17 protein-coding genes are annotated in these 19612 nt (G+C 41.0%); 2 read left to right on the plus strand and 15 right to left on the minus strand.

All coding sequences use genetic code 11. From position 1 onward, the window contains the following. The first annotated feature begins 112 nt into the window (after window positions 1-112). Window positions 113-766, plus strand: coding sequence for a PepSY-associated TM helix domain-containing protein (locus tag V7K36_RS25950; RefSeq protein ID WP_335120562.1), 654 nt, complete (start codon window positions 113-115; stop codon window positions 764-766). Window positions 767-859: 93 nt separating this feature from the next. On the opposite strand, the gene V7K36_RS25955 is transcribed toward V7K36_RS25950, so the two are convergent. From V7K36_RS25955 to V7K36_RS25990, 8 genes are all read right to left on the minus strand, one after another. Next, entirely contained in the window at window positions 860-1732 is an 873-nt protein-coding gene (locus tag V7K36_RS25955; RefSeq protein WP_335120563.1) for an SDR family NAD(P)-dependent oxidoreductase, read from the minus strand. A 1072-nt stretch (window positions 1733-2804) separates the two neighbouring features. Further along, complete coding sequence (locus tag V7K36_RS25960) at window positions 2805-4949, minus strand: peptidase domain-containing ABC transporter (RefSeq protein ID WP_335120564.1); 2145 nt, start codon at window positions 4947-4949, stop codon at window positions 2805-2807. A gap of 111 nt (window positions 4950-5060) precedes the next feature. Beyond that, entirely contained in the window at window positions 5061-5336 is a 276-nt protein-coding gene (locus V7K36_RS25965; protein ID WP_335120565.1) for a hypothetical protein, read from the minus strand. 464 nt (window positions 5337-5800) lie between these two features. After that, window positions 5801-6085 carry a hypothetical protein gene (locus tag V7K36_RS25970; RefSeq protein ID WP_335120566.1) on the minus strand — a complete coding sequence of 95 codons (285 nt, stop codon included), beginning with the start codon at window positions 6083-6085 and terminating at the stop codon, window positions 5801-5803. A gap of 71 nt (window positions 6086-6156) precedes the next feature. Next, window positions 6157-6435 (minus strand): hypothetical protein, encoded by a 279-nt coding sequence (locus V7K36_RS25975; RefSeq protein WP_335120567.1) that lies wholly within the window; start codon window positions 6433-6435, stop codon window positions 6157-6159. Window positions 6436-6506: 71 nt separating this feature from the next. Continuing rightward, entirely contained in the window at window positions 6507-6794 is a 288-nt protein-coding gene (locus V7K36_RS25980) for a hypothetical protein (RefSeq protein ID WP_335120568.1), read from the minus strand. 84 nt (window positions 6795-6878) lie between these two features. Beyond that, window positions 6879-7160, minus strand: a complete 282-nt coding sequence (locus tag V7K36_RS25985) for a hypothetical protein (RefSeq protein WP_335120569.1) — start codon at window positions 7158-7160, stop codon at window positions 6879-6881. An 84-nt stretch (window positions 7161-7244) separates the two neighbouring features. Next, window positions 7245-7547, minus strand: coding sequence for a hypothetical protein (locus tag V7K36_RS25990; protein WP_334826556.1), 303 nt, complete (start codon window positions 7545-7547; stop codon window positions 7245-7247). A 956-nt stretch (window positions 7548-8503) separates the two neighbouring features. Here V7K36_RS25990 and V7K36_RS25995 point away from each other — a divergent pair. Then, window positions 8504-9838, plus strand: coding sequence for an HlyD family efflux transporter periplasmic adaptor subunit (locus tag V7K36_RS25995; RefSeq protein WP_335120570.1), 1335 nt, complete (start codon window positions 8504-8506; stop codon window positions 9836-9838). 142 nt (window positions 9839-9980) lie between these two features. Here V7K36_RS25995 and V7K36_RS26000 read toward each other — a convergent pair whose 3' ends face one another. The 7 genes from V7K36_RS26000 to V7K36_RS26030 form a co-directional block, all read right to left on the minus strand. Next, complete coding sequence (locus V7K36_RS26000; RefSeq protein WP_335120571.1) at window positions 9981-10784, minus strand: hypothetical protein; 804 nt, start codon at window positions 10782-10784, stop codon at window positions 9981-9983. Between the two features lie 601 nt (window positions 10785-11385). Beyond that, window positions 11386-13080, minus strand: coding sequence for an alpha/beta hydrolase (locus V7K36_RS26005; RefSeq protein WP_335120572.1), 1695 nt, complete (start codon window positions 13078-13080; stop codon window positions 11386-11388). A gap of 343 nt (window positions 13081-13423) precedes the next feature. Then, a complete protein-coding gene (locus tag V7K36_RS26010; RefSeq protein ID WP_335120573.1) occupies window positions 13424-13627 on the minus strand; it encodes a hypothetical protein in 204 nt (67 codons plus the stop codon). 105 nt (window positions 13628-13732) lie between these two features. Beyond that, window positions 13733-14656, minus strand: a complete 924-nt coding sequence (locus V7K36_RS26015; protein WP_335120574.1) for an ion channel — start codon at window positions 14654-14656, stop codon at window positions 13733-13735. 248 nt (window positions 14657-14904) lie between these two features. After that, window positions 14905-15825, minus strand: a complete 921-nt coding sequence (locus tag V7K36_RS26020) for a YsnF/AvaK domain-containing protein (protein WP_335120575.1) — start codon at window positions 15823-15825, stop codon at window positions 14905-14907. A gap of 257 nt (window positions 15826-16082) precedes the next feature. Next, on the minus strand, window positions 16083-17018 hold the full coding sequence (locus tag V7K36_RS26025) for a DUF2382 domain-containing protein (RefSeq protein ID WP_335120576.1): 936 nt from the start codon (window positions 17016-17018) through the stop codon (window positions 16083-16085). A gap of 247 nt (window positions 17019-17265) precedes the next feature. Further along, window positions 17266-19536, minus strand: coding sequence for a caspase family protein (locus tag V7K36_RS26030; RefSeq protein ID WP_335120577.1), 2271 nt, complete (start codon window positions 19534-19536; stop codon window positions 17266-17268). Window positions 19537-19612 lie beyond the last annotated feature (76 nt).

Raw genomic sequence — 19612 nt, forward strand, 5'->3', positions numbered from 1 at the left:
CAGCAAAGATGAGGGAACAAAAGAGTTTTCTACCTGAGGTGAAGACAAACCAATTCTTCCCCAGTGCAAAGGGGGAATGAGGGGATAAAAATCAAACTAAAAAGTGGTGATTATGAACCGGAAAAAACTACGCGATATTGTTTTTTACCTGCACCAATATATCGGTCTTTTTGTTGGACTGGTGCTGGTTATCGTTGGCTTGACAGGCAGCTTGTTGGTGTTCGAGCAAGATTTTGACCACTTTATGATTACTCAACAGTATGGAATTATTACTCCCCAACAGGTGCAGTTATCCCCAGAGTCTGTACTGAATACAATCGAGGCGAAGTATGCCGCGCGAAGCGATCTCCATCTTTTTCGTATTTATTTGCCAGATACTCCTTCTTCTCCCTACGTGGGGCAGTTGTCATCAGCTGATGAGGAAAGGACAGAAATTTTTGTCAACCCTTATACAGGCGCAATTATGGGTGAGCGGATATCGGATAAAACTCTAATTGGTGTCATCCTTAATCTGCACTACAGCCTAATGGCAGGTGAAACCGGAACTATGTTTGTTGGCATTGCTGCCTTTCTAATGTGTATGCTCACCATCACAGGTTTAGTTCTCTGGCCAGGTTGGCGTAAGCTAATTGCAGGCTTCAAAATTAAGCTTGATGCTCATCCCAAGCGGGTGAACTTTGACATTCACAAAGTAGCTGGCATTATCGCTGTGGTTTTTTTATTCTTTACTGGCTTTACGCAGTGCTATAGGGTTACTCCCGTTTAAAAGTTTGCTCAACCACCCACTTTCTAGGCAATAACTCAAATCCTGGCTGGCGTTGATGCCACAACCAGGATTTATGTGCAGACACGCAACAAATCATGTTCTTGACAAGAACAAATCGCCGAAACGATGGATTCTCGTCAAAAAATTCAGTTTCGGGATCAGCTTGTTCAGTCTTTCACCAGGCTGTTGTTTTCTTGCTGCTGGCGGAGTTGCTATTTTTAAAATTAGCTCTAACAACCAAGGAGCAAGGCGTTGACACAACACGGCTAAATGACTTTGCCATCCGACTAAAATTTCTGGTGAATCATTTTGCATTCCGGTGACGAGTGCTTTCGCCACTTGCTGGGGAGTCATGGGGATCACCCAGCGAAATAATTTTAAGTCGCGCATCATGTCTGTGTCTGTGAGGGAAGGCAGTAATGCGATCACGCGGATATTATAGTCAGCTAGTTCGCGCCGCAAGGCTTGGGTAAATCCCAAAATTGCAAACTTGGTAGCTGAGTAAGTCGCCATCGTCGGTGCTGCTACTTTCCCCATCAGACTCGATACATTAACAATAGTTCCTTGTCTTTGGCTGGCCATGCGTCGAGCGATCAGACTAGTCAGGTTATACATTCCGAACAAGTTCACAGAGAGTTCTTCTTGAACTTGGGGCATTTTAGATTGCAAAAACGAGCTTTGGTATGCGACTCCCGCACAATTAACTAGCAGGTGAATCTGTCCGTAATTGCGCCACAGTTGGGCAACAGCGATATTGACTTCAATTGTCTGCGTCAAATCTAATGCCACGATCGCAGTTTCTGTACCCATTGCCTCGATTTCATTAGCTACCTCAACTAACTTTTGGCGATGGCGTGCTACCAATATCAGCCGCTTGATGCCTAATTGTGCCAGTTCGAGGGCGATCGCTCGTCCAATCCCACGGGAAGCGCCTGTAATTAGGGCTACTTTGCCTTGAATCTCCATTGGTTTTATCCTCCAAAATTTAAGTCTTACCAAACTCTTCGTTATTGCCGACTGACATAATCACAGCTACTCGCTTATCGGCACAAGGTAAGACAAATAATCAATTGCAATTGAAATCAAACTGAAATTAAGCCTTTCGCAACGAGATATTTCTTGGTTAATCTGCAATCCCTCATAATTGTCTATACGAGGCAGAAATTTCTCCTTTTTAACCCATCAAAACCTAACATACTTGGCTGAACGCATATAGCTCATAGATTTTACTTCTCCTAGATCCGAGCGCTCATCAGCATCGTTGTCATACACACGTTAGCAATTAAATCAAGGTATTGCAATATTCTTTAATCAGGATTTCTTAATACTTATTAACACAAGTATATATATGGAAAAGATTTTATTAAATAAGTTTTTATGAATATCTCAGTACAAATATCTCAATTTCCTGACAATTAACCCATATTTTGGGAAATTGTGATTTCTAAGTCATAGCTAAGAAATAAAAAAGACATATAGGTTTTGGTTTATGGTTGTAACACTTAGGTTTTTCAGCTATTTCCCAGAATCGCATAAGTATATTTACGTAATTATTTAAAATCAAGGTTTCTGATTTCTAATTTTTAAAAGAATAGAAGAGAGTTAAATTATTGTCTTTAATCGAAATTATGACGGGATGTTTATATCTGCTAAAACTTTAGTAAAAATGGTAACTTGTTAAGCTTTAGCTTTGAGTTCATCAAGGAAATGCTTGAGACTTGGCTGGTGGATACCAAACTTAAATCATTCATGAACAAAAAGACCCCCGACTTCTCTAAGAAGTCAAGGATCTAAAGCTTTCAATCTTCACGAATCAAATAAGATTGCTCTAGCTAAAACTACGAGTAAGTAAGTGGGTAAGAATAAATCAAACTATGTGTTTATGTGTAGACCGAAATAGCCCTGCCGCTTAATTATGACTTTTCACGTTGTATGGAAAAGCCCACGAAAAGCTAATACCCTAACCCTCTTCCCGTATCAGGAAGGGGAAAAATTCCAAGTCTCGTTTTCCAGATACGATGAAAAATTAGCCCTTTAATTAAGGAGTTAAAAAGTCTAAATGGTTTCCCGGTTGGGCACGCAAATCTTCCACAGTCCCCTGAATTTGTAATTTGCCTTGATTAAGCAACACAATCCAATCAGCACGGGTAATTACTCTAGGACGGTGGCTAATCAGGATCGTGGTTTTACCTTTGCGGTGCAACAACAGTTGATCTAAAACTTGAGCTTCACTAACTGGATCGAGTCCAGCAGTTGATTCATCTAAAATCAGGACTGGTGGATCGTTAACGATCGCTCTTGCTATAGCCAGTCTTTGGCGTTGTCCACCAGAAATATTTGACCCAAATTCACCTAATACAGTTTGATATTTTTCAGGTAATTTACTAATAAAATCGTCTGCCTCAGCAATTTGGCAAGCATTGACAATTTGCTCAAAGGTGACGTGAGGAGAACCTAACCGAAAGTTTTCAACAATTGAGCGACTCCAAAAATGAGCATCTTGAGGAACGAGAGCAACTTGTTGCCGCAAACAATCGAGGGCTAGGTCTTGCAGATTATAAATACCAAAACGAATGTTGCCAGAAAGAGGTGTATATAATCCGGCTATCATTTTAGCAAAAGAACTTTTTCCACAGCCAGATGTACCAATTAGGGAAATAACTTTACCGCCAGGAATCGTGAGGGAAAAATCTTCCAGTAGCTCTAGCCTACCGGCGTAGTGAAAATTTAGGTTTGTGCAAATAATATCTGCATTACTGGGAATTTTAGCAAAGGGTTTGCTACTATCGCTTTGAGTTTCAGGTGTGGAATCGATAACTTCTGTTAAGCGTTCCGTGGCAGTTTTGGCACGCATGAATTCATCTATAAATCCAATCACAGCACCGATGAATCCCAAAAAATTCCCATTCATCCCGTTAAATGCTAGCAGTTGACCGATGCTGAGTTCTTTACTAATAACTAGGGTGCTGCCGAAACCAATCAAAGTAACACTGCCAATAGCATAAACTAGCCCAGAAAAGATGCTGTTAATAATTCCAATCTGAATTGTGCGAAATGTTTGGTTTGATAGCCGACCAAATCTGTTCTGAAATTCTTCCCAAAATTGAGGACCAGCAGTAGTAGTTTTGAGTGTCAGCGCTCCTTTAAAGCTTTCAACGAGAACGCCCTGGTTTTCCGCGTCTAAGACCAATATACTTCTGATTTTTTGTTGAAGTGTAGGCAGGAAAACCACCGTAGATAAACTCATGACAATAGCAACAACGACGGCAACAAAGGTGAGTTTCCAGCTATAGAATACCATGAAACCCAAAGAAATCAGTCCGATAAAAAAGCTGCTAGGCAGACTGATAACTGCTTGAGAAACTAGCTGATTAATTTGTTGAATATCTTGCAATCTACTAACAATCTCGCCACTGCGACGTGATTCATAGTAACTCAGAGGCAACCGTAGGATTGTTCTGGCAAATTCTAGAACTAGCCCTAACTCAAGCCGTTGGGCAAAATTGGCAATCAGGTTAGATTGAACTAGTTGCAGACTACTTGACACCAAATTCATCACCACAACCGCAATAATCACACCACCAAGAAGCTTGGTATCACCTCGAACTAGTACATCATCCGTTAAAATTTGAAGCAGGAAAGGAGATGTTAACGAAAGCAGACCAATAACTACAGCGCAGAGAAAAGCCTCGAATATTATGCCTCCATAAGGCAATGCACGCCGCGCAAAGCGCCAAAGACCGTTAACTTTATCATCCGGTTGAGCATAAAAGCGAACCGAATCTGGCTCTAGTAAAAGCATCACTTGATCTGACCAAGCCTCCGTTAATTCTTTTCTAGAGATATAACGGATATTAGCTGCTGGGTCGGCAACTATATATTTCTTGCCTTTCTGACCATACAAAACAACCCAGTGGTAGCCTTTCCAGTGAATGATTGCTGGCAGTGGTGCTTGGTTCATTCGATCTAATATTTCTTTTGATGCCCTGACCGAACGCGCATTAAAACCAAGTGCCTCAGCACCCCGCCTCAATCCCAACAATGTTGTTCCTAATTGCCCAGTACCTACCGCTTCCCGGATGCGATTTAATGTAAAGTTACGCCGATAATGTTTGGCAACGGAAGCAAGACAAGCAGCTCCACAATCTTCTTCACTATGTTGTGTAACAACTTGGTATTTCATATCAGACTCCAGTACCCAATAACATGGTGACAAAACCCAAAAAAATAGCAGGGTTTAATCCCTGCGTGGTTAAAAATTTGACCAACCAGTTTAGTTTAACTATCATACCAATCAAGACAAACCAAAAATTGATAGGAAGTCTGGTGATAGTACTTCCGGTGGAATTGCTCCTCCTTTGATATTTTTCACAACTTTTGTAGTTGATGTTGATTTAAAAGCTTTTTTCGCAGGTTGTTTCTTTACTGCTGCTTTCGCAAGTGATGCTTTGACTTTAGTAATAGTCCCAGTCTCATTAGAAACTGCTACGGCGGTGCTACCACCACACAGGCTTGCTTCTTCAGTTTCAGTCATGAACATAAACATTGAGGAGATTTGAGTGCTTTTCATGATTTTAGTTAACCCAAGTTGCTAATTATTAAGTTTTGAACTTTATACAAATTTGACTGGGATTAAAGATCGAGTATGGTGGATTTCTCAGTTAGCGCTTGTTTCGCTATTTGATTGCTCAAGGGTCAATAGTAACTTTAGGGAAAAGCGCCATTGATATCGATGATGTTATTGACGGTTGCTATTGGGCAACCATCAATATGATTTCGTTAAGTTTATTGAAGAAAAGTAGGCGGCTAGCAGTAAACCTATGTTAGGATTAGTCAAATTCAAGTAAAGAGCTAATCACTTGATAGGGTTAGGTCAATTAGCAATTGATTGCCGTGCAACAACAGCTTAATCTGGGTAAACAGAGTAAATTGTTAACGTGCGGTGCTTCATTTGCGTAAAGGCGCGGTTAACGTGTCTTTACGTTTACTATTGCCGCTATACTAAACCTCATAATCTTACCTAAATCAGGCGCATTAAGGTGCATTAACTGCAGTTGGGTTGGAAGTACCATTGTTAGTTACGCTTCCACCATTTGCATCTGCGCTAATAGGAGACTTAACGATCACAACCGGTGCACTGCCGCCGGTTATGGTGATCTTACCAGCCGTGCCGCCGTCACCGCCAACACCTACTTGATTAATTTTGCTCAAAGCTAAGGCAAGGTTGAGGTATGACTTATAGTCTTTCTTTGGCTTGTTACCACCAGACAGATTGGCTTCTTCGTTGGCGGTTAATGTCGTGAACAATGTGCTTTGCATAATCTTAGTTCTCACTTAGTTTGGTACTTGAAAAGAAGCGGTGCTACATCAGCCCCAGGTAATACTTTAACCTACCCAGGTGCATTAACTCCAACTGGGTTTGCAGTAGCGTTGTTAGTTACGCTTCCACCATTTGCATCTGCGCTAATAGGAGACTTAACGATCACTACCGGTGCACTGCCACCGGTTATGCTGATATTACCAGCCTTGCCGCCGTCACCGCCAATACCTACTTGATTAATTTTGCTCAAAGCTAAGGCCAAGTTGAGCATTGACTCATATTTCTTGTTACCACCAGACAGATTGGCTTCTTCGTTAGCGGTTAATGTCGTGAACAATGTGCTTTGCATAATCTTAGTTCTCACTTAGTTTGGTACTTCAAAAGAATCGGTGCTACATCAGCCCCAGGTAATACTTTAACCTAATTAGGTGCATTAACTGCAACTGGATTTGCAGTAGCGTTGTTAGTTACGTTTCCACCATTTGCATTTGCGCTAATAGGAGACTTAACGATCACAACCGGTGCGCTGCCGCCGCCTATAGTGATATTACCAGCCGTGCCACCGTCGCCACCAACACCTACTTGATTAATTGTGCTCGAAGCAAGGGCAGCGTTGAAGATTGCCTTATAATAGTCCGTCTTCTTGTTACCACCAGACAGATTGGCTTCTTCGTTAGGGGTTAATGTTGTGAACAATGTGCTTTGCATAATCTTAGTTCTCACTTAGTTTTATACTTGAAAAAAAGCGGCGCTACATTAGCGCCACGTAATACTTTTACCTAACCAGGCGCACTACGGCGCATTAACTGCAACTGGGTTGGAAGTAGCGTTGTTAGTTACGCTTCCACCGTTTGCATTTGCGCTAACAGGAGATTTAACAAGCACTGCTGGTACTTTTTTGCCGCCTATAGTGATATTACCAGCCTTGCCGCCGTCGCCACCAACACCTACTTGATTAATTGTGCTTGCAGCAACGGCAGCGTTGACGATTGCCTCATAGTCTTTCTTGGTGTTACCACCAGACAGATTGGCTTCTTCGTTGGCGGTTAATGTCGTGAACAATGTGTTTTGCATAATCTTAGTTCTCACTTAGTTTGATACTTGAAAAGAAGCGACGCTACATCAGCGGCACGTAATACTTTAATCTAAACAGGCGCACTAAGGCGCATTAACTGCAACTGGGTTGGAAGTTGCGTTGTTAGTTACGCTTCCACCGTTTGCATCTGCACTAACAGGAGACTTAACAAGCACTACCGGTGCACTGCCGCCACCTATACTGATCTTACCAGCCGTGCCGCCGTCGCCGCCAACACCTACTTGATTAATTGCGCTCGAAGCAACGGCAAGATTAGCAAGTATGGAGTTAACTTTAGTAGATGGCTTTGTTGTCTTTTTCTTGTTACCACCAGACAGATTGGCTTCTTCGTTGGCGGTTAATGTCGTGAACAATGTGCTTTGCATAATTTTAGTTCTCGCTTGATTGTTGGGATTAAAGTCATGTCACTCAAAAGTAATAAATATCAATATAAATCGTATATTTAGTTACTTTTTTCGTGTCTCTAAATGTATTATACGACTCTTGTTCTAAAGGTCAAGTAACTATTTTTTTAAGAAATATGTATTACACCTCTTTAGCCAAGATACTACATAGTTATTGTTTATACAAATTCTTGATTCAAAATAAGTTTTTATTTCTCAAAAAATCGCAGGTGTAAATATACATTGATATAAATATGGCGATCAAAAAGCTTAATATTGCCACAAAATGTATAATTTAAGCTTATTGCGTATTAATGCTGATGAAATAACGATAATGCCCATATTTAAAGATTATTTAAAGATATAGTAAAGTAAATGAATAACATTTTATACCAATGGCACTTAAAGAATTTGATCAAACTCAAAACTGGGATTCTGCATTTTTGGCTAAGTATCTTTATGTAAGAATGTTTTTTATCAGGTCATTATATACATCGCTAAATTGATCTTATATAATTTCTTTTAATATAAAAACGCTTAAGTTTGCTTAATTATTGATTAATTGGAAAAAAGGCTTGATTCATCATACAAAACTTTTGTAAATAAATAAAGAAGAGATAAAATTTTAGACAAAAATTATAAAGATTTGGTGTTCGTACTAAAATGCGCTAATTGTTATTTAAACTTAACAGTATATAAACCTTGTATTTACATACTAAATACATCCAGGCAAGGCACTTATCAGTAATCAAAGCAAAAGCCTTCGCTTTCGCCGTGGAGGGCGAAAACGCCAAAATTATGGGAGTTTTATCAAAAAAATAATTGAAACAGAAGAGAGCTTTTATTTTTTGGATATCCCTAAATCTTGATCTTCACGCTAACGCTAGGTAGATTTTTTTGCTAGATTATTTACACAAACAAAATGTTTTTTAGAGTTCATGCTCATTGACCCCCAAGCAGACTTTCTTCGCATAGTCGAAAACGACGAATATCTTCCGCCAGTCAGCATATGGACAAGGTTAGGAGGGATATTTTTAATTGGAAGTGTTGGCACTGCCTTCGGACTTGCTAGTGTCATTCAATACAACATAATAGTGAAAGCTGATGCTACCGTCCGCCCAACCGGAGAAATACGGTTAGTGCAAGCAGCAGCCGAGGGAACAATCATAAGTATTAAAGTGAAAGAAAATCAAGTTGTGAAAAAGGGAGATACGATCGCACTGATCGACAACTCCCAATTGCAAACTAAAAAAAGCCAAATACTCGGAAGTATTCAGCAGAATCAGTTACAACGATCGCAAATCGATGCACAACTCAAAGCGCTAAAAGCTCAAATGGCTGCTGAGTCCAATGCAATGCAACAGGCGATCGCATCCGCAAAAGCAGACTTCAGTCGCAACAAAAGAGACTATCAAGATAAGCAAATCACTACTCAGACGGAAGTACAAGAATTAGAAGCCTCTCTTGAATTAGCTAGACAGCAACTGAAGGGATATGAGCAGCTGGGAAATACAGGGGCGATCGCTACTCTCGAAATTAAAGAAAAAGAACAAGCTTTTAAAGCTGCTACTGCTAGACTCGAAAATGCTAAAGCTGGACTGAATCCTAGTAATGCTAATGTGGCGATCGCCCAAGAACGCATTGCTCAAGAATTGACAAAGGGTCAGTCTACCCTCGCTCAATTGAACAAAGAAGAAGAGGAAATCATCAGGCGTCAAGTTGAAATCCAAAACCAAATTAGTAGCTCTCAACAAGAACTTAAACAAACTTTTACGGATCTGCAAAAAACTGTAATTCGTACCTCAGAGGCAGGTACTATCCTCAAACTAGAATTAAGAAATGCTGGGCAAGTTGTGCGTCCTGGGGATGCGATCGCTCAAATTGCTCCCAACAAAGCCCCTCTGGTGATCAAAGCCCATGTTTTAGCTTCGGATATTACTAAAGTGAAGGTGTGTAAAGTCGTACAAGTAAGGAAGTGTCCAGATGGGGAAGTAAAAATGCGGATTTCTGCGTATCCGTACCCAGATTATGGCATCCTCGAAGGTGCTGTTAGAGATATTAGTGCCGACGCAATTACATCTCAAGGTAATGGTAATATTCCAATTGCGCCTTACTATGACGTGACAATTGAGGCAGAGAAACTTTATTTAAAAAAGGGCGATAAATCCTATCCTCTTAAAGCAGGAATGGAAGTTACAGCTGAAATCATTTCCAAAAAAGAAACCCTACTAACATTTATTCTGAGAAAAGCAAGGTTGCTAACAGATTTGTAGGCAACTGCGGGAGCGGAGTCAGAGCTACTCCGCCTCCGATTTAATAATTAATTGTTTAATCTTATATTCTTCAGCAAAATTAATAAGCACATCTACTAAGGCTGTAAATAGTTCAAAAATTTTATCAAACAGAATTCAGGAGTCAGGAGTCAGAATTAATTCTGAATTCTGTACGAGTGGCGCATGAATAAGCGGCGTTTTTGCACTCCCACCAAATTGAAAATTTGGTTGTCAACAAGAAAGTGGCGGGTCTGAATCCCCCACTGATTGATTCTGACCGGAGCTTTCGCCCTGCTCCGGCTCCGCTTCTGAATTCTTCTTCAATAACTAATTCACCGGCCTGCTTGCAAATATCTTCTGCTAAATGCATACTTGCAATAAATTCTTTTCTTTGATGAGAATGAACATTGTGGTCATTTTCAGCGAGTAAATGAGGATTTCTAAAATACGTATACTCTCGATTAGTAAGAAATTTTAATTTTTGAGTGATTGGTGCAGTTATTGATAAAAAAATATTCGAGATCGATTCTATCGACTCAATAGCTACTAGCTTATAAATGGGATTAACTTGAAAAGTTCGCCGATATAGTTCATAAATTATTTGTCTAAAAATCCCTGTCTGATCACTAAAATTAATTTTTAAAGAGTCAGTAATATTTAAAAATAGGTTAAAATTCAAGTCTTCTAAATTTTTTAAAACCCATATCCCATGATTCTCTTCTTCACGGATTTGGTTGTTAACAACATCTGGAATTGGGTTAACTGTTGGTTGTTCTAAGCAAACAAACTTGTTTAAATCTCCATATCCCATTACAAAAAGTGCAAAACAAGGAGCAAAAGATAATCTTTGTATAACATCAATGCTCTTATTTCCTAAAAACTTAAAGAAGGGTAACTGAGCAAATTTGGCTGATTCTTTTTCAATTAATGCAAACAATTTTTTCATGTTGAACTTTCACCTACAATCATTACTTGTTTACTATTGAAGTTGCTCAAGGTAGTACCTGCTTACTTTACGGTGGGCGTACAAGTTTTATGCAGAGCCAGCTAATTCTTTACAAAAGTTCATAAAAAAGTCCTGCCTGATAATTCGACAGCGCAGTGTCTATTGAGTTATCAGTTCCGCTCATAAGTTTTATGCAGAGTTAGCCAATTATTTACAAAATTTCACCAACTGCGTTACAGTCAACGTTTTCCCCTTGTGCGTGGTCAGAGTTTTGTTTTGGTCGCTTGGAAATGGTGATGAAGAATGCTGAGTTGAAAGACCGCTCACAAGGGGTCTTGCTCTTAACAAGTACATCTCAGACCCAATATTCGGGCAGGTTTTTCTTGCTGTTCTCTGTTCTCTGCCCGAAGGGCTTGGTGAGCTTTACTTTTTCATTCCCTATTTAAGTTATCAAACACTTTAAAGATAATAATAATCAAAAATAGAGGTAATAGGCTAGTGATGCTGCTCTTTTCCCACTCTACCTCCGCACGATTATCATTTCTATTAAAAATTTTTGGGTATTTTAACTGATTGACAAAAACCCCTTTACCTCAACATCTTACAGATGGGTAGGGGTAGGGGTAGGTTGAAGATTTGATGGTTTGACTGACTGGGGAATTGACCCATTCCAAATTTGATTGAATTGCTCTGCTGACAACGATTGTAAAAGACTGAGATTAAGCGGCTCTTTACTGATAAATATGGCGTAGGATGGCTGCAAATAGAAACGGTATTCAGGGCGCTTCAGGAGATGGGTTTCTAAAAAAGCGACGCTGAGGGCGTTGAGATAGGAATAAACAGCAGCAGAATCGGGACCCAGCAAAGCGCGTGGCACAGGTAAGGCGTCGTTTTGAGAATTAGATTCAGCGATCGCTGAAAAATGGGTGGCGTTTTCGATCAAAGCTAGATATTTATTGGGATCAGAAAGCCAGGTGAAGGGGCGAATTTGCTCAAATACGGGTGGAGCGAAAATATCTTGACTACCTGCTACCAACATTATGGGAATTTTAATTTGACTGACTTCGCCCTGACCCAAAATTAAGCTGTCAATCGGATTAATTGCAATGATTGCTTTGATGCGATCATCTTTAAGTTCGTAATTTTTTATGGGTAACTTACTTGCTTCACACTGCAATAAGAGCGACAAATTAAAGGATGAATAATTGGCATTACAGTCTCGGCGGAGTTGGTTAAAGTCAATATTTGCTCCTGCTAGAGTCAAAACAGTATAACCGCCAAAGGACTGACCAATCGCCCCAACTTGCTGAAAATTGAGTTTTCCTTGGAGGGTAGGATCAGATTTTTCTAGACGCTGGAGTTCATCGAGTAGATACTTGATATCCAAAGGTCGGTTGATAAATTCCGCTGGTTCTGGTGGTCCTGCTAAACCCGCAAAGTATTCCTGAAAGCGTTTGGCATTACTACCAGGGTGTTCCAGTACAGCAACAGCAAAACCATAAGATGCTAAATGTTCAGCCAGGTAGACAAAGCTAGAGCGGTCTGAAGCAAGACCGTGAGAAATGACAACAAGGGGAAATGGCGCTTCTCCTTGGCTTTGTGAACCTCCTTCAGGTAAATAGATATCTACCGGGAGACGGCGATCGCGAGAAACGTCATTTAGCTCGAAGGTTTTTTTCTGCCAGTGGAATTTTCCTGGCGATCGCAAATCTCGTTCTTTGGAGAAGTCAATTGTTGAATTTGCTGCTTGTGCGATCGCTTCTTTTTGAAGAGAGGCAAAAACTTCATCCTTTTTTTTCAGCAATTGTGACAAGTCATCAACTATGCTTAAACCCTGTTTAAAATTCACCCGTATAGTATTGCTAGGAAATTTCCGCAGCAAATTTACAACTGTTAAGCCGTTTTGATCAGCAGCAGCCAAAATCAAAGAGGCACGTATGGCATAGAAGCCGTTCTTTCGAGACTCAGTGAGGAGTAATTCTCCCAGCTGTTCCATCACTTGCTCGCCTACAGGTGAGTAGGTAACTTGAGATACTAGTGTAGGAGTGACATTGAAGCGTTGCTGGAGTAGATCCCGCAGTTGAGCGAGTTGTTGAGGAGTAGCACGATTAGCATAAAATGAAAAGTCTTGATCGATTTTGCCTTCTTTAGCAAAAGTTTCTAGCGAGTCCACGGATAAGTAGAATTCGCCGAAGGGAGGGTAATAAAAGCTAATGCGTTCAGCTCCTAATCCGGGAGTAGCAGTCAAAAACGTAGATAGAAAACCTAAACCCAGGTATCTCAAAAATTTTTTCATTAGAAAAACCCACTTTCTAACCCTGCCAAAAAAGTTTGGGCGAGGAGGAAAGCGGGGCGGGATCTATAACCGCTTTCCTGTTTACACAGGCTATAAGCACAAGAAAGCAAGTACTTACATCCATAGTTTCGCACATACACAATAACCGGCACTGAATTAAATTTCTGGATTGACACAAAGTCACATCTGTACTTTTCTGTCAACCTCAGCTTAAATCCCTTTAAAACCTCGTTTCTAGCCTCTGGCTGAAAATGCTCCTCATTGGGCTGCTGCCGTGAGTCAGGGAGGCGGAGCCTCAAAATAGGTATTCCCAGTCGGAGACTGTGAACGATGTATCCCCTACTTATTGTTCTGAATTATCAAAATACATGGTTAGCAAATTTTTGAGCCAAACAGCATCAGTAGAGCGATAATAGATATAGAGATCAAAATATGTTATATGTCCTTCTCCTCTGGTGCCAGTTGTGTTGTCATCCTGAACCAACAACAAGAGCAAAATCAAAATATTTGCCTCCAAAACCAGTGCCAGGATATGCCAGTTAACCACAGCAAGAGCATGGTTAAAAATTGCACTGTAGTTGAAAATGGTCGGGTTGTGGTTAAACCCTTACAATCACCACTCAATCAAACTTCCGAGTAACTTTCAGGCATTTCAACTCTTTTCATCTAAAGGGAAAACATCGTGGAAGCGGTTGTAATCAATGTAGCGATGTCCATCGGGTGTGTGGTGGAAGATATCGACAAATTGATTGTTCCATAAAATATCATTAGCACCATAAGTATGACGCGCATGGACGACCTGTGCAACCGTTTCATCAAGGCCACTCAAAGAGATGATCAGAATAGTATTTGTCTGGGTTAAGGATTCTGGTGTCATCCCATATAGAGGACTAAACTCATCAATGACATGCATCACTGACCAGCTTAACGTGAAACTAGGTGTTTGGTTAGTTAGCAGTTTGAGATCATAGAACCGACGGATGAACTGCCCTTCTAGGGTTATTTCGTCGCGCATCAAGTAGACTCGCATCTGCGCCTCCAGAATTATATTGCGACGCTTATTAGCACTGCGAAATATGAGAGTCGGCATCGCATTATGAGGTGTAATTACAGCAACACGGCTAAAGACCACACGGGCTGTGGGTCGGGAGAATCGAGCAAACGCTAGTCCCGTGATCACAGCAATTCCCATCAAACCGATCATTGCTTCAATGGTGACAATAATGTTGGCGTAAGTTGTTTTAGGATACATTGCCCCATAGCCGATGGATGCTAGGGTTTGGACGCTAAAGAAAAAGACATCTAAAAAAGAGCCAGGTCGGGCGTTGGCAATACAATCTCCTCCTATCAAGTAAGCTAGGGCAAATAGAGCATTAATAGTTACATAGAAAGTACAAATCAGAATCAGAAAGGCAGTCCAGGGAATCGTTAGCAGCAGATGATAGGGATCGCGCCAGTAGGAATACCATGCAGCCATGCCCATAATCTCAAATTTCCCATCTCGAACTTGAATCTGAATCAGTGGGATCTGACGCTGTTGTTTCTTCCGTGAAAGTCTCTTCAGTCGAAATTTCATTGCAAGTAGCCAAAAGAACGGCAACTGCTTAGTATTGTAAATTAAGTTGCTTTGGAGACATTCCACTTACCTGCTAAGAAACGGGAAACTTCACCTTTGTTTTCTTATAGCTATTTTCAGGTAAATAGACCACGCTGGAAGGCACAGCAATGTTCCCTACGACAGATTTGGTATAAATTAAAACTGCTGTAAATCGGCAAAAAAATAGGGTGTGCAATGCCCACCCTACTAATCTATCTTCTAGAAACTTATTTTTGCGGCTTTAGCGATTGACCTTTAGAACAACGGTCAAACCACTCCTGGTATTTTTTCTGGTATGACTCATCTTCAACAGCAATGGTAACACGCACCTGCTTGCATCCGTGATTTCGCTCTAGTGCGATCGCATTCAACAATAAACTAGCAGTTTTAGGCGAGCTAAATTCCCCGCTTACCGTTAAACTGCCGTCAATACGTGTAACTTCAAGTCTTTCTACTTCGGTCAAGTCAACGCCAGAAATTTCCTCTTCTCCTAAATCAATTTCTGCTAGTTGTTTGTGTTCTGGACTAATTTGTTCCACAATCAGCTTTTCACGCCGGACAGGAACTTGTATCATCCGGGTTTCGATGACTTTGCGAACAATCACCTCGCCAATTTTACGCTTACTGCTTTCAACAACTAGCCGTTCTTCTAGTAAACGAATAATCTTTTCTTCGCTAACCTGTTCTAAATTTACTGGTTCAACTGGGCTATTTGTAGTTTGATTGTTGACTAGTTGCTCAGTTGAATTTTCTGATAGTGTGGGTAGATGCAAAGCAGCTTGCCGATTGGCATCGCCTGGTGTTTCTGTTTCTAAATATTCAGGCATATACTCGATTTCTGATTTGTTTAAGTCTATGAAAACAGATTTAGTCGGCTTGTCAATTTGTTTGATTTTCTGGCTCTGCAACCGAAATAAAGAAGGATGTTTATCGGCTAATTGCTGACCATATTCTACAGTTTTTTGATTCGCCTGGTTAGATATAACTAAGTTTAACCGACGATTGGCATCCACAATTAAATCATGAACTACTCCTACTACTAGACCTTGCTTATCGATCACAGCAAAATCCTTCACCTTCTTTCTTAAATCTGCTAGTGAGGGACTAGTGCGAGTGTTCGTATTTGCCTGTCCAATGTTTTTTGTCATCGGTTGGCTATTCATATGCAAAATTTGTGAACTGCTTTCTAGTTAACTATATTAAATGTATTGATCATCTGAATACAATTTAGAAAATGTTTGCGACAGATATATTTATACAACCCATATCCAGAGCAATATTCGCAATCCAAAATCTAAACTGGTATCAGCCATTGCAAGTACAGGTAAAGCTAATTCAACAGCCTTACCTGCACGGTGTAGAATTAATTATTAGTCATTAGTTACTAGCTAATGACTATGAATAGTTAGCGTTCTTCAATCGGAAGATTACCAGAATTCACATCTAACTCTTCACGACGCACAGTTTCTTGAGTTTCAACTGTCTCTTGATCCACCACTTTTCTAACTCTGACTTCTTCACGCAAAAATGCTTCTTTGCGAACATCAGCAGTTTCTTCGTGAAGTTCTATGCGAGTAACTTCGCCTTCACGGAAGTCTGCTTCGCGCCCAGAAACGGCAGTACCTGCATCTGCTGGAGTTACACGTTCAATTACAACTCGCTCTCTTTCTACCGGCACTGCAATCCGTGCAGTATCAGTCTCAACATGCTTGCCAATCGTTACTTCTCCAGTCTTTTGGCGTTTCTTACCGGCAATCAGCCGTTCTTCATACAATCTCAGGGTTTGATGATCTTCCTCATTTAACCCGTATAAAGAAGGCTCATTTTGGTAAGTGTAGCTATCACGATTGTAAGTAGGCGTAACCGGCTGTTGATAGGTTGTATCTACGGGTGTCATCGCTTGCAATGGTAATGAAGCATCTAGAGGAAGGGCGTAGTCTCCCGGTTGTGGTAATGAAGCACCTAGAGGCAGGGCGGAGTCTGCCGGTTGCCGATATACCCCACGCACCCGTTCTTCATAGTCGTAATCAAGGGTTTGGCGTTCATTAAACTCAGGTAAATCTTCTGCTTGCTCTCTAGTCAAGCCAATTGTGTAAACACGATCAGTTTTATAGTCGATACGGCTACGACCAATTGGTAATAATACTTTTTTACCAAAAATCCAGAAGCCTAAGTCAACGACTAAATAGCGAAAATGACCTTCTTCATCAACTAAAACATCGCTGACAGTGCCAATCTTTTCATCAGCTCCTTGTGCATAGACGCCTAGACCCTTAATGTCATGTCCATCAAAACTATCCTGATAGTTAGGCTCGAAATCTTCTAGTTTGTGAAGAACCATTATTTATATTTAACCTCAAAAATTTTCTCTTCATCTCTTAATAACTAAAATAGACATTTATTTACTTTTTTACCTCCTTCTGCCGAATGAATTATTTCCAGACTTAAATAATCAAAAGTTATAGATATTTTTCTTGATGGCATATACAACAATATAGCTAACTAGAGACGCGAATGTCAAAAATATTGCGCCGTGTCTGCTCTTACTAGCAACTGAATTTAATTTAGATATTTCGTGGTTTATCTGTTTACATTACTTGAAAACTAAAGCTAAAACTTGCCCAATTATTCACATCCAAGATATATGAGTCGGCTGCTGTGCCGTTGATCTCCGTTTTGAGGGCGCTGGCGTTATGCAAGTCTTGTAGCAAGGCTTGTGCAATGTCTAAGGAATTCAACAATGGGCCAATCGGGCTTTGTTCGGCTGTGGAATACTTAGCAGTGTTCAAGGCGGCGAGAGTTTCGCTAAAGGGGGCAGTACTAAGAATTAGTTGTTGTTCGTCAAATAAAGCTGGTTCTGAAATCACCCATGCGGAAGCAGCATTAGTTTGGGGTAAGGTGAGGGTTTCACCTGGGGGGATGACAACTTCTTTGAGGAGGGGCTTGGTGTCCGCAGTGTTGGGTTCTTGGGGGGTTTCCCAAGAGTGCAAGGCAATTGCTGTATGATTATTGTTTAATCCCAGCAAGATTAAATATACTGGGCGATCGCTCTGGTTTTCCACTCGATATTGCATTCGACTACCGATAGGCACAATCGGAGTGCTATTAGTGGATAGCTGTTGTTTAGCCCGTGTTGAGTTTGGAGTGGGGAGTGATTTTTTAATTGAAGTTTCAGTTTTAAAAGTTCGCACTGTTTCACGCTGCATGACAACGCTCGGCGATGTGTCACTAATTATTTCTAAGGTTGCCTTGAGAGCCAAGCGAGAAGAACCTTGATTTTCTGTGAGTCGCCATAACTTGGCTGCTAGCAAGGTTGATAATTTTGGCGCTAACCTCTGCACGGTTAATTTCACTGCTTCTCCTACTTCCCCGGTGATATTGGGAATTAGCTCGCCACCAAGAGAAAATAGTCCATAGCGACTAAGCGTTTGCTGTAGCTTGGCAAATAGATAATCAGCTGGTTTTTCTCCTATTACTACGGTGGACACACGGGAAAATGTGGCAAAGGCACTTGTGGCATCTACCCGCTCAATTCTTTCTAGTCCAGTATCCAAAGCAATTGTTAAATTAATATTCCGGGGTAAAACCCGGACTGCTTCTTGGACGAGTTGCCCGACTTGCAGAGGAGTTGTACTATCAATTTTGGAAATTTGCGCTTTTGCTGTTAACCCAGTCCGCGATCGCAATACTAATTGCTCTGTTGTTGCTAGGGTAAATCGAGAATTCACTCCGTAGTATAGCAGCACTTGTGGAGGTAATCCTGCCAACCACAGATGAACTGTTTTGCCGTCTTCTTCAATGGCACTAACCGCCCCTTCTGCACCAATGGTACTGTCTGGCAGTAGCTGACTTTTCACATCATCTGGAAAACCTAACCCCCCAGCCCCCTTCCCTAGTAGAGAAGGGGGAGAATTCAAAGCCTCTCCCCTTGTAGGGGAGAGGTTTGGAGAGAGGTTTTCCACATCCTGTGCTAGTGAATTTTTCTGATTACTTAATAAAGCTGGCTGCTGTTTGCTACCCAATTTGGATAGAGAATTTTCCACATGAGACAGAGCGACTTGAATTGTGGTGGCTGGGGTGAATTCCCACAAATACTGCGTCAAGGCGTAGGTAAATAACCCAGCACTAAAACCAGAAAAGAGTCCTTCCCTCGCCGACTGCTTTGGATTTGAGGTAGCCGCTAAGACAACAGGTGTGCTGGGTAACTTCTGAGTTTTAAGTTGTTTGAGCAAGTCGAGTTCATCTGCTGCTAACTTTGCCTCTAGTGACTCCTGAAGGGCGCGAGTTTTTAATCCTAAGACTGTACTAGGAGCATAATAGCTAGTATCTAACACTGCTGTTACTCGGTCTGTAGGGAGCGATCGCAATAATAGCAGTAGAGTTTCTTCTAATATATAGTTGACTATTTTATCATCTTGTGAGTTTTGACTCACATTAGCTGTCATCAAAGCATTTTGCATTCTATCTGGCGATGTTTCCAATTTGACACGGCTGCCATAGCCGCTAAAGTGAAAGACGACCACATCATCGGGTTTAGCTTGCTTACCCAGGTGATCTAAAAAAGCCGCCTCAATGAATTCTCTGCTAGCTTGTTCCTCAGTTAAGGTTAAAATATCTGATCCTTGGAAGCCAAAGCGATGAATCAAAAGTTCTCTTTGCAATTCCACATCCATCAGACAACCACTGAGGGCTGGCATTTGTGGGTATTGGTTAATACCTATTAACAATGCCAACTTGCGCGAACTGGGTTGTGCCAAAGCCTGATAATAGCGATTTCCCAAAGTCAACCACTCAGCTTCAGTTACCCCCAATACCGCGAGTATTGAGCCAATTCTGTGTAAAAACCTGCGCCGTTTCATAATTAGCTATCAGCCCTAAGCTATCAGTTAGCAGCTTACAGGGCTGAACTCTGTAATGTAAAGTTACAGTTTATGA

It is taken from the genome of Nostoc sp. (assembly GCF_036919555.1).
Taxonomy (GTDB): domain Bacteria; phylum Cyanobacteriota; class Cyanobacteriia; order Cyanobacteriales; family Nostocaceae; genus Nostoc.